This window comes from Candidatus Nanosynbacter lyticus, assembly GCF_000803625.1.
In the GTDB taxonomy this organism is placed as follows: Bacteria; Patescibacteriota; Saccharimonadia; order Saccharimonadales; family Saccharimonadaceae; genus Nanosynbacter; species Nanosynbacter lyticus.
The window spans coordinates 210,018-221,214 of sequence record NZ_CP007496.1 but is presented as its reverse complement, the minus strand read 5'-3'; the positions used below and the strand labels follow the sequence as shown (position 1 = coordinate 221,214).

13 protein-coding genes are annotated in these 11,197 nt (G+C 45.2%); all 13 read right to left on the bottom strand.

From position 1 onward, the window contains the following. Positions 1-17 precede the first annotated feature (17 nt). Positions 18-359 carry a hypothetical protein gene (locus tag TM7x_RS01170; protein ID WP_039327113.1) on the bottom strand — a complete coding sequence of 114 codons (342 nt, stop codon included), beginning with the start codon at positions 357-359 and terminating at the stop codon, positions 18-20. A gap of 198 nt (positions 360-557) precedes the next feature. Further along, entirely contained in the window at positions 558-1,478 is a 921-nt protein-coding gene (gene rsmH, locus TM7x_RS01165; protein ID WP_052198793.1) for a 16S rRNA (cytosine(1402)-N(4))-methyltransferase RsmH, read from the bottom strand. 291 nt (positions 1,479-1,769) lie between these two features. Further along, positions 1,770-2,138 (bottom strand): division/cell wall cluster transcriptional repressor MraZ, encoded by a 369-nt coding sequence (locus TM7x_RS01160; RefSeq protein WP_052198792.1) that lies wholly within the window; start codon positions 2,136-2,138, stop codon positions 1,770-1,772. A gap of 212 nt (positions 2,139-2,350) precedes the next feature. Beyond that, the gene (locus TM7x_RS01155) at positions 2,351-3,865 is read right to left on the bottom strand and encodes an ATP-dependent DNA helicase (RefSeq protein ID WP_052198791.1); all 1,515 of its coding nucleotides are present in this window, start codon (positions 3,863-3,865) and stop codon (positions 2,351-2,353) included. A gap of 2 nt (positions 3,866-3,867) precedes the next feature. Beyond that, a complete protein-coding gene (locus TM7x_RS01150) occupies positions 3,868-4,845 on the bottom strand; it encodes a Kiwa anti-phage protein KwaB-like domain-containing protein (RefSeq protein WP_039327111.1) in 978 nt (325 codons plus the stop codon). A gap of 39 nt (positions 4,846-4,884) precedes the next feature. Then, positions 4,885-5,310, bottom strand: coding sequence for a ribonuclease H family protein (locus TM7x_RS01145; protein ID WP_052198790.1), 426 nt, complete (start codon positions 5,308-5,310; stop codon positions 4,885-4,887). A gap of 17 nt (positions 5,311-5,327) precedes the next feature. After that, positions 5,328-7,013 carry a hypothetical protein gene (locus TM7x_RS01140; protein ID WP_039327105.1) on the bottom strand — a complete coding sequence of 562 codons (1,686 nt, stop codon included), beginning with the start codon at positions 7,011-7,013 and terminating at the stop codon, positions 5,328-5,330. A gap of 46 nt (positions 7,014-7,059) precedes the next feature. Beyond that, entirely contained in the window at positions 7,060-8,079 is a 1,020-nt protein-coding gene (locus TM7x_RS01135; protein WP_052198789.1) for a gluconeogenesis factor YvcK family protein, read from the bottom strand. Between the two features lie 27 nt (positions 8,080-8,106). Next, entirely contained in the window at positions 8,107-8,775 is a 669-nt protein-coding gene (locus tag TM7x_RS01130) for an SDR family NAD(P)-dependent oxidoreductase (protein ID WP_039327102.1), read from the bottom strand. A 24-nt stretch (positions 8,776-8,799) separates the two neighbouring features. Continuing rightward, complete coding sequence (locus tag TM7x_RS01125) at positions 8,800-9,288, bottom strand: hypothetical protein (protein WP_039327098.1); 489 nt, start codon at positions 9,286-9,288, stop codon at positions 8,800-8,802. A gap of 21 nt (positions 9,289-9,309) precedes the next feature. Beyond that, positions 9,310-9,897 (bottom strand): hypothetical protein, encoded by a 588-nt coding sequence (locus tag TM7x_RS01120; protein ID WP_039327096.1) that lies wholly within the window; start codon positions 9,895-9,897, stop codon positions 9,310-9,312. A 50-nt stretch (positions 9,898-9,947) separates the two neighbouring features. Further along, positions 9,948-10,430, bottom strand: coding sequence for an NUDIX hydrolase (locus tag TM7x_RS03765; RefSeq protein WP_052198788.1), 483 nt, complete (start codon positions 10,428-10,430; stop codon positions 9,948-9,950). 119 nt (positions 10,431-10,549) lie between these two features. Continuing rightward, on the bottom strand, positions 10,550-11,167 hold the full coding sequence (locus TM7x_RS01110; protein ID WP_039327093.1) for an SAP domain-containing protein: 618 nt from the start codon (positions 11,165-11,167) through the stop codon (positions 10,550-10,552). Between the last annotated feature and the right edge of the window lie 30 nt (positions 11,168-11,197).

Below are 11,197 nucleotides of genomic sequence, written 5' to 3'. Positions count from 1 at the left end.
TTATTTTATTATATCACTTATTGAGTATAACGCGTTTCGGTTGTAGTCATGGCTGAAGCAATATTGCTATTCTTCACCTTTTCTAACGCCGTCAAACGCGCATTCTGGACTTCCAGTTCTGACTTTTTTGCGCTAAGTTCAGTAATCTTTGAATCTAAATTTTGAGCTTCATAACCATAGGCTGTTAATCGTGTTGCCTGGGTTAAATAAATCAAGCCCAGTACTGTAATCATCAATGCCGCTAGCACTGTATGAGCGACAGGACCAAGTTTGACCTGAGACTGAAAACGTGTCGAATTCTGATTGCGGCGCATTTGACCGTGTGAGCGTCGTGAAGTAAATGTGGTGGTGTTTGTCATTTGTCTCTATCTTTTTATTTTTATCTGTTTATATTGGCATAACAAACCAGCCCGCCCGCTACAGACAGGCTGGTTTTCTAAGGTATATTCCGGAATACGCTTTAGTTTAGCCGCGGCGTACTGAAACAGTCTCTGCCTTGTCTGTATTCTGGAATTCTACTTTGATGTGGATTGGCATATTGCCTCCTTCTTTTTATTTTATTTTTTCACGGCGTAGCGAAATTTTGCACTTCGACTACGCGGATTGTGAACATCTTCAGTTCCAGACACTGGTTTTTTCTCTCGGACAATTAGCTCAGCTTCATATCCAGCCGTCGCCTGCTCCGAAAAGTAGCGCTTAATCAATCGATCCTCCAAGCTATGAAAGCTAATTATTCCTACTCGCCCACCCTTATTAAGTAAACGTGGCAAAAGTGGCAATAATTCCTCAATTAGCCGAAGTTCGTGATTGACCTCAATGCGCAATGCCTGAAAAGTACGAGTCGCAGGATGATGTTTCATGCTACCGCGACCAACGGTTTGCTTGATCAGATCAGCCAGTTCGGTCGTCCCCTGAATCGGTCTGGCGCCAACAATTGCCTGTGCAATTCGCCTGGCCCGCCCCAAGTTCTCCTCGCCGTAACGAGTAACCAGCCGCGTCAGCTCGTCAACCGAATACGAATTGACAATATCTGCCGCTGTAATTTCCGTCCGATTATCCATCCGCATATCCAGCTGTCCGTCAAACCGAAACGAAAAACCTCTCTCTGCTCTGTCAAGCTGCGGTGACGACACCCCCAAATCAGCCAAAATCACGTCAAACTTACGTCCCTGCTTGACCAAATCTTGCGCTGCGCTCACAAAATCTTTGTGAATTAAAGTTACGCCTTTTTCAGCCAAATCGCCCAATGTTTTAATCGCGTTTTCATCACGATCGACCAACACTGAGTCCAAGTAATTATCCGTTCTTTCTAAGAATGCCCTGGCATGACCGCCATAGCCAGCCGTCAAGTCGAGATACGACTCGCCTTCGACTGGCCGCAGCTTGCTAAGGGTTATCTCTAAAAGTACGGGAACATGAATCGGTTCGCCCGTCTGAGGCTCTTCCGACTGTGGTGGATGTTCTTTAATACTCATCATTATTCCATTATACAGAAATAATGCTCGAGATCACCTAACTGGATATTTAATTCTGGCTTTTTTATATTTGTGTTCTGTTTGTTTTTGTTGTCTTAGAGTGGAAAGTTATTGATTGTCAGTAACAACCATGTTTTCCAAAGAGACTTATGTGTGAGGTGGAGTTTTTTGGGAGGTGTTTTAAGGAATGTGCGTTGCCGTTTTTAATGTGGAGCAAATTGCCACACGCCATTTTAAAATACCCAGATAGTTGATCTCGAGAGGTTTTAATTGTTAAAGTGCTTAGCTAATCTACTATTCCGCATTTTCAGCCGCTATTAGCCGAAAGTATTCCCCTGCTCGCACAGCAACGACTTCTCTGTCAATTCCAGCGTAGTCGAGCAAATGCTGCTCAATCGTCACTCGTCCTTGTTTTTGGTCGAGTGCTGATGCGGTTTTGCCACGGCGGAATTTAACGTTTAGGTCAGCCACGCGTTCGTCCAGGATACTTCCAGTTAAAGCGCTCTCCACTTCCCGATCCCAAATTTGCTGTGGGTATAAGTGAAGATATTTGCCAAACCCGCGAGTTAGTACGACGCCTGATGCAAACTCTGCTCTGAGTTCGGCTGGAATCGTCAATCGACGCTTGTCATCCAACTTTCGCTCAAAGTAATCTGTCTGCACGTCGTCCTTCCTCCGTGGTAGATTAGTTGTTTTTTATAGTGGATGTTTGTTTTTCGTTGGTGATTGCCATCAACTCTCGTTCCACTGACTCCACTATACTACCCACAACTACCCACTTGCAAGCCCTTTTTATGACTTTTTACCCATTTTTGCGTCAAATAAAAACTTTTCCACACTTTTGTGGAAAAGTCTAGTGTTGATACAAGTTGAAGCTACGCTACGGTGTCTTCCCCAAAATGTTTCTGTAACCGTATCCTAATCGAGCCTTCGTGACGTCCAAGTTTTTTACTAAGCTGCTCAATAGTTGCTCCTTGTATAAAGTCTTGCTTGAGAATGTTATCGTCGGCTTTTTCCCATGGCATATAGGCCTTCGGATATGTCTCACGCATTTTGGCAATTTTTTGCTGCCAGCTGCCGGATTTGGCGGATTTTTTGGGCGCTGACTGTTTCCGCTTCATTTCATCCAACATCGGACGATAATGCTCGACCGCCTCGTTACTCGCCTGCCTCAGGACCTCATCAATCGCCAGCGCATCTGGCGAAATTTCCAACGCCTTACGATTAATTCCATACAAATACAAATTATCCAAATCACGCACCCGACTCAGCGCCACGTAGCCCATACCTTCAACAAACGCTTTTCTCAAGTCAATTTTTGCCGTGTCCAGCGTCATACCCTGGCTTTTATGCACGGTTATAGCCCACGCCAGCCGCAGCGGCACCTGTGAAATGCTAGCGCGCTTGCGCTCACCGTCACGCAATTCCCACACATCCGGCACCATAGTCACCTGCCGGCCGTTACGAAACTCTACAATTGGATATTCCGTCAGCGGCTCAAAATCCACTACCGTGCCGATACTACCGTTGGCGTACAATTTCTGCGGCGAATTTTTCACCGCCATCACCAACGCACCTTGTTTAATCACCAAATTTTCTGGCGCCAAAACCGACCTCTGTAGATTATCAACATAAATTTTTGAGCCCGTCGTCGTCTGCTGATACGACCGCTCTTCTCCAGGTAAACTCGCCAATTTTTGGATATTGATATCATCTACGTCAACGTTCACAGTGTGCAACTCAGTAATGTCTTCGTTTGGAGGCGGCTCAATTTCAGTCCGCGCCAGCAACGTCTCAGCATGATGTCGCCTAATATCGTCATGTCTCAGCGCTGTCAAAATCTCCAGCAGCTGCTCGTCACTCTGCCGATATTGTCGCTCAAGATACAACACCGCCGGCTGCAGCTCCTGCCACACCTCCGAATACACCACGAAACCGCCGCCCTGCTCGCCCGGACGATTGATCGGTGGTAATTGGAAAAAATCACCGCTCATCACCAGCTGCACACCACCAAACGGCTGGTCGTTTTTCCTGACGACTCGCAATACCTGATTGACCATGTCCAACCGAAAATCATGCAGCATAGAAATCTCGTCAATCACCAGCACATCAGTCTTCATAATCACCTCACGCCGCGTTTTTGACAGCCGATCAAAAAAGTTGTTCGCCAAATAATCACTGACGCCAATACCACTCCAACTATGAATGGTATTGCCTCCTAAATACGTCGCCGCCAAGCCCGTCGTCGCTGTTACCGATACCTTTTTACCCCGGTCACGCGCCTGTGTAATAAAAGTATTCAACAGATGCGTCTTGCCCGTCCCGGCCGCACCTGTCAGCAGCGCCGACCGACCGCTCATCAAAATCGCCAGCGCCAATTCTTGATCCATACTTAACCTCGTGGCGGTTCGCCTTCTGGCTCGCCCAACAGTTTTTTCGATTTAATTTCGTAGCGCTTGCCGGTAATTTTGCTCTCAATGTAGTCCTCGTTGATCAGGTTCACAAACATATCCAGATCATTGCCATCCATGATGATAATCGCGCCGTTATCATCGCTCATTAGCTCCAGCTGCATCTCGTCGGCATAGTCTAACACCTGCTCTTGCTTGACCTCGCCGATCTCCAATTTCTGTAGTTTATTGATGGTCTTTTTGCGCTCCTTGACCAGTGCGTTAAGATCCAAGCCCTCGGGGAAACTTAGCTTATATTGCTTTTCAATTTCCGCTACCTTCTTATCGGCAATCACCTGCTTCTTATACTCATAGCCAAACATCCGCTCAAACTTCGAAGGATTAAAGGCTAATATATCCTGACCGATGATCAGCACCTGGTTATCATCTGGCACCTTAAAGCCAACTTCCGCCTTAAACGCGCCAAACTTGCCATCAGAAAACTCCCACGCCAGCGCGCTTTTGAGCGTCTGTCCCTGCTGAATTAATTTAGCGGTGTAAAAGATTTTTTCTGGATCATTCGGATCAGTAAACCGCGCTATCACGCCTTTCATTCGCTTAAACTCATGCTCAGTTTCCGAAAACTCCACAATGTCACCGCGCTCATGCTCAATCAAATGAATCAAGGTTTCCGCTCGGCCAACCTTGCCGAGATCCGTCCGCAGCAGCACATTGTCTTCCGCTTCGCTCAGTTCATAATCCCGCACACTAAGACCAGTACCGGCGCCCAAATTAACCTGGTTGATATAATCAAACAAAAATAGCGGTCGAAGCTGCTGCTCAACATCGCCCTTTAGAGACATAGCATACGGCGTGTAATTTTTATTAAATAAGAACAGCTCTATCTGTAAATCGTTCTTCTTCGCATCAGTCTGATTCGCCCACAAAAAAATATCAGTCGTTTCCCTCACTTCTTCCATTTTTCTAGTATAGCAATTTTTATCAGATGTCGCTAGCTGTTATTTTGTCAATCTTTCGCCTTCACGCGCTCGATTAGCCCACTCATCCGCCAGCTCATTCCCTTCATCGCCTTCATGGCCACGCACCCAGCACAGCTCCGCCTGCGAATTTGAATACAGCTCATATAATTCTTGGACGATGTCCAGATTTTTAATCTCGCCGCCCTTCTTTGTCCAGCCACGCTGCTGCCAGCCCGGCGCCCACTTGGTAACAACATTAATCCAAAACTCGCTGTCAGTATAAATCACGCACGGTGCACCATTAGCGTCTTTTAATGCTGCAATTAAAGCTTTGCCTTCCATGCGTATATTGGTCGTATCACCTTCTTCTGATCCCAAAATCCACGGCTGAAGATCCTTGATCACCGCGAAGCCGCCCGGACCGGGATTTGGCGAAGCAGAACCGTCAGTATAATACGTCGTCATTATCCCTATTATAACACTTACTGTACTCGCTTACGGTAGAGTGCATTTGGCGCAAACATGACTGGATATACACCACGGGTGATAGCCGTCAATGCAGTTTTACCCATTGCCCTTGAGATTGGGTTACCCTTACCATATTTCATATGCTCCACGCGCTTGTGTAGCTTCTGCAGCCAACGCAACGAATCATTGCCGTTGTTCTTATACACTGCGTGGCTTGTAACATCTGTTCTTGCTAATTTTCGGTCAAGGTCAGTCATGATCTGCACTTCTACTGGCAACCCCTCAGGACCAACGAGCGCCGAGGCCCTCGAGACACGGTAGGGTGTTTCTTCCTCCCTCAGTTCCTGATTTACGACTGCTTTATTTGCCGAGGACAAAGCACCATGAACCGTGTTGACGTATGTCGAGTCGCCTTGTACATAAATCGGCTGGCTAACACCATCACCTGAGCGTAAAAGCAGATTGTTATTGACAGTGATGGTGTCCACGAATGATGAAAATACCTTGGCAAGGTCTTCTGTCTGCGTTGCGTGAATTTCTGCAATCTCCTCATCCCGCATCTCATAGTGATGATTTCTATCAAACGTATCGTCACCCGCGTCGCAAATCACAAGAAAGGCAAACGCGTCCATGATATCATACCCCTCACCCTTCACCGACATTTTCTTTGCGGTTGAGCCGATGGATTTTTGTCGGAATAAAACTCGACGCAACGCACCAGCTATAGGTATCATCAACTCAGCAAAACGGCAATTAACACCGCTATACACTTCATCTGATGTTTTATTAACGATCCAACTCACTTCTGGCTTTTCAGACAAACCAAACATCTGCATCGCCAATTCTGCTGGGTCTTTTTCGGCATTCGTACGATACGCTTCAACGGCTTTGTCGATGATGTCTTCGCGCCCTTGCCCACGCAATCGATAGATGTTACAGGTGCTGGCCATTTCTGCAGCCATCGCGTCATAACCAATCGCTTCCAAAAATGGACAATAAAATGATTCTGCTTCAAGAATATTGCGCAGCTGCTGTGAATCCTGCTTGGGTGGATTCTTGAGATTGTCCATCATTTCTGCTGCTTTGATGACCAGAGATTCAATGTTCACCTCTCCTGCCAATTTTTCCAGAGCAGTACCGCGAATCTCCGGCATACCCATACGCCAACCAGCCACGTTCACCATGCCTTCATATGATGAATTCATGATTTGTTCTTTGTCGTGTGCACTTATCCCATTTGACTGATGTTTGATAGACTCTCGATAATCACGAGCTTCCGTACCGATAACCACCTGGTCATGCATATAGTCAATGACTGATTTGTCTGAGTCCTCAAGCTGAGCGATATATTCTTTCCAGCCTTCTTGCACACGGTCCGACAGTTTTGCCCTCTCATCAGTCTCGCGGTGTAACGTACGCCCAGGAATATCGTGCAACAACATAGCATCAGCCATCGCGCGACGCCTTTCAGGGTCAAGTGTCTTGCAAAATGTTGAAAGTATCTTCAAAGAGCGATACGCGTGATAGATCGCATCTCCCTTCTCTCTGTCAACATCCGCTTCGAGCACGCCAACAAGCTTCTGTGCTTCAGGGCTCGGATACCAACTCTCAGGAATATCATGTTTCAGCAGATCCAGATGCGCAGCATCCGTCTGCCTTTCCTGTGTTGAAGTCGACACACTTGAATTTTGTTCGCGCATAACTTGTTTATTATAACACACAAAGCTTTAAAAATCAATAGCAAGCTTAGGCAAAATAAATCCGCATCAGCTCGCGCGCTACCCTGTCGGCGTCGTGTCGGATTAGGCTACGTTGAGCCGCCAATGGGTCGCTGCCAGAGTTTTTATTAACCCAAACAGTGTCAGCAATTAGCCGCTTGCCTGACGCGTAATAATGCTTCTTTTTTAATAGTTCCTTATCCCACTCCACTAGATATTCACCATCATGAGCATATTTTTTGATCAATTCTTCTGGCGGACGATGATCGTTATATAACACATAGTCCATATTCACTCCTGAAAATCGCTCAATCTCATCTGCAAAATCCGCCACCGTAAAACCATCAGTCTGTGTTGGCTTAGTCACTAAATTACAAACATATACCTTCTTCGCCTTCGTCTCCGCCAGCGCCCTAGTTACTCCGCGTACCAACAGCGCTGGCGCCAAACTACCATACAGAAGGCCCGGTGCAATAACCACCAAATCTGCATCTAAAATCGCCTGACGCGCCCTTGGGTTAATGCCGGCTGGTGGTTTCAATTCCAGCCACGGACGCTCACCGCGCGGGATTTGTAATGATTCAGCTGCGTGCTGTCCGTTAACAATTGTGCCGTCTTTTAGCTTAATTGACATCGTCGTATCATCCAGAGTGATTGGATATACTCGCCCGTTAACACCCAGAACTTCACTTGCCAGCTCCACTGCCTCGGCAAAACTCCCTGTCATTTTCTCCAGAGCTGCCATGAACAAATTACCAAATGCATGCCCCCTCATACTACCCTCATCGAAACGATAATTAAACAGGTCGCGCACCTTTGGCGAAGTACTCAGCGCCACCAAGCACTGCCTGACATCTCCTGCTGGCAGTACACCCAATTCATCACGCAACAACCCAGTTGATCCACCATCGTCAACCATGTTAACTAGCGCCGTAATGCTATGCGTGTACTTTTTCAAACCCGACAGCAGTGTAAAACTCCCGGTCCCGCCGCCAATAACTACAACTTTTACCCCAAAATAATCGCTATTCGAACTACTAGTCATCATGACTTGAATTATAACACTTTGATACAACTATACCAATGTGCCTTTTGGTAATGCCCATTCTAAAAATGGCTGCTGTTGACAATTGACAGCATTAATTATATGTGTAGCAATTTTAGCTGGGTCATTGAAAAATACATAATCAGTCGGCAAATCCCGACCATTCCAAAACGGTGTTTTCATAGCACCTGGCAGAAATAGCGCAACTTTTACTGGCAGTTTCTGTTCATCCGCCTGCATTCCCAAACTGCGCGCCAGCCCCGCCTGAGCGTGTTTGGTGGCCACATATACAGCCTCATCAGATCGAGCCTTAATACTGCTAGTCGACCCAATGACCGTTAAGACTGATTTGCGGTTCTGATCCAACATCTTACGCCAAGCCCATTGCACCAGCGGTAAAGCGCCAGAAAAATTCACCTCTGCCATGGAGCGAGCGTCTGTCTGATCTTCAAAATTTCCGCGCCAGCCATAACCTGCCGCCCAGACAAATTGCTCAATATCATCACCATTTAAAATCTGCTCAATTCGCGAAAAAGACGCCTCCACTTGATCTGCATAATAAACATCCAGAGGAAAACCTTCACCATGCTTTTGCGAGTCGTGAGTTTTGCCTAACACCAATACTCGCTCGCCACGTTTACGCAATTGCTTGGCCATCTCCAGACCAAGCCCGCTCGTCCCACCAAGAATAATATGCATATGGTTATTATAACAACGACAATATTAAATGTAAATTGAGCCTTTGAATCTTGGCCAGGCTTCTTCCAATTCTTCGGCTGAAAATTCCATAGCAGAATCAAGTTTTGGCAAGGGAATTTCCAAGCAAAGTCCGACAGCAACAGCGGCTACTCGCCTCATAAAATACTCAGCTTTATTTGAAGAGAAGTAAGTATCGCCACCCCTAAATCTCCCCTTTAATCCCCCAGCAGAAGATATACCAAGCTCATCCCGCCAACTGCGCAACTCAGTCCTATCGTAAGGAAATTCATGCGGCGATCCTATAGACGTGGATCGACTAGCAAGATGCTTATCAGCCAACGCCTCGTGTCCTGTACATTTACTACTACGACTAGCCAATAATATACGCATATCAAAAACATCTTCTCTGATTTTTAAATCCGTCAATAGAGTAAAAAGTGAATTATTATCAACCTCACCATTAATAAGACTATCAATTTCAACTCTGGCACCGTAATTCTTAGATTTTTTCATATATTAAACCTTAGAGATATGCTACGGTCCTGTAACTACCCTCTTAATATCTCCCCATTCTCTGCCAAAATCTACATTGCCATGAAAACAAGAAACCAACTTGTCTACTTCATCTGGACAAAAATGCTTGGCTGGAGATTCTTTTAATTCTTCCAGAGGTAGACCTGCGCAACGTAAAGCCACGACGCCAACAGATAAAGCAATTCGAATAGCACTTACCCTTTCCTGTTCACCCATTGAATCCGGAGCAATAAGCCTTACTCCTATCTTTCTATATAAAGCACTAAGTCCTCCGTACGACACAGGGTCAGCAATCAATCGTCCATCAGCCTCCACTAGATCGACAGCGTCTAAGCACTTCGACAATGACACTCGAGCCGAACGCTCACCCAATCCGTAAAGTCTCTCTATCAAATTGCCGTGACTACGTATATCACCCTCCCTCCTGGCAAACGCCATAGACGCATTTACAGCACCGCTCCTCCCCAAAGACCAATCGCCATTATAAATTCCTATCAGGCGCTGACTTTCGCCAGAAGAATTTCCCGGATTATCGCCAGAATTAATAAAATTAACCTTAAAAGATACACCGCCTTTAAGACTTTCCATGATTTATATTCTATACTATTATAGTATAAAAGTCAATGCTACTCTACTGGCTAACTCTTTAAGCTGCACAGCTCCTGCCATTTCATATGCACCCCATAGGCTCGAGCTGGCGCGTCAACCTCACTTTCCTGGATCAACAACTCCTCAGGGTCGATAAACATTACTTCGTCACCCTCTTCACCTGGCGCAAAGTCAAAATTATCCGGCCAGACACGGCAATAAAAACAGATTTGATTAGCATCAATCCGCTCAATATACATCTCGTCCGACGCGTCAAACAGTTGATAGCGCAAACCGCCCTCGTAGCCAACCTCTTCGTACAGTTCGCGTTTCAGCGACGATTCAATCGTCTCGCCAAAATCCATGCCACCACCCGGCAAATCCCAATACGTCCGATCAATTTCCTTAACAACCAAAATCTGCCCAGCGTCGTTATAAATCAAGGCTTTGAGCGAGATGCGATACAGACAATCCAGATGATCGGTGCCATCTAAATTCTGCGTGATGATATGTCCTTTGGTGGTTTTTGTCATGAGAGTCATTATACTACACCCGAACGCCAGATAGCTGATACCATTTCACCTACAGTATATTCTGTCTTTCCAATATCCATAATTAACTACTCATTGGGTGTTAACACGTTGGGGATTATCTAATTGTGATACTCTTTTATTTTACCGGCATATTCAGTCAAAAGACTCTTTGAATAAATCTTTTCATTTCTTGAATTTCTGACTTCTTTCCAAAGGATAGAAGCTACTTTTAATTTATTCGAATAGTTGCGGCTATTTTCATCTGCACAGAAATCCTTTAAGAATTGATTCCATTGACAAACCGAATTATCATACTTGGCATAATCTGATTCGCCATAATACACCTTTAGCAAATCTTTGATTGTAAATTTGCCATCCTTTTCTCTTTTTACTTTTCGCCAAGCTGTTGCCATATCAGCAGTAAATTTAAAAGGTGAAATATCTGTTACAATGGAGAAATATTCTCTGAATTTTGCGTTAAAAGAAAAACCACATTCAAGTAATGGCGTATCTAGAGTAATATTTTCAACTTGTTTCTTCTCATTTTTTATTGATGATTTCTTAATTACATTACCCTTAAAGTACTGTTCAATAATGTGATTGAGTTCTTGTTTTGTACCGCTATATTCTAATCCTAGTGACCTGCATATCTGTGAAATTTCTTCACGATACCAATAATATTTATTAAACTCGTCAAACGATGTAATTTTATCAAACTCAGGTCTATTTTTTGTCAATCTTTTATCTCCTTAAACCCAATTTGCTTT

Excerpts from the sequence above, each read along its gene's own strand:
- TM7x_RS01125 (WP_039327098.1), bottom strand. The coding sequence starts at position 9,288 with ATGAAAAAATCTAAGAATTACGGTGCCAGAGTTGAAATTGATAGTCTT.
- TM7x_RS01145 (WP_052198790.1), bottom strand. The coding sequence starts at position 5,310 with ATGACGACGTATTATACTGACGGTTCTGCTTCGCCAAATCCCGGTCCG.
- TM7x_RS01155 (WP_052198791.1), bottom strand. The coding sequence starts at position 3,865 with ATGGATCAAGAATTGGCGCTGGCGATTTTGATGAGCGGTCGGTCGGCG.
- TM7x_RS01150 (WP_039327111.1), bottom strand. The coding sequence starts at position 4,845 with ATGGAAGAAGTGAGGGAAACGACTGATATTTTTTTGTGGGCGAATCAG.
- TM7x_RS01170 (WP_039327113.1), bottom strand. The coding sequence starts at position 359 with ATGACAAACACCACCACATTTACTTCACGACGCTCACACGGTCAAATG.
- TM7x_RS01120 (WP_039327096.1), bottom strand. The coding sequence starts at position 9,897 with ATGGAAAGTCTTAAAGGCGGTGTATCTTTTAAGGTTAATTTTATTAAT.
- TM7x_RS01135 (WP_052198789.1), bottom strand. The coding sequence starts at position 8,079 with ATGATGACTAGTAGTTCGAATAGCGATTATTTTGGGGTAAAAGTTGTA.
- TM7x_RS03765 (WP_052198788.1), bottom strand. The coding sequence starts at position 10,430 with ATGACAAAAACCACCAAAGGACATATCATCACGCAGAATTTAGATGGC.
- TM7x_RS01140 (WP_039327105.1), bottom strand. The coding sequence starts at position 7,013 with ATGCGCGAACAAAATTCAAGTGTGTCGACTTCAACACAGGAAAGGCAG.
- TM7x_RS01130 (WP_039327102.1), bottom strand. The coding sequence starts at position 8,775 with ATGCATATTATTCTTGGTGGGACGAGCGGGCTTGGTCTGGAGATGGCC.
- rsmH (WP_052198793.1), bottom strand. The coding sequence starts at position 1,478 with ATGATGAGTATTAAAGAACATCCACCACAGTCGGAAGAGCCTCAGACG.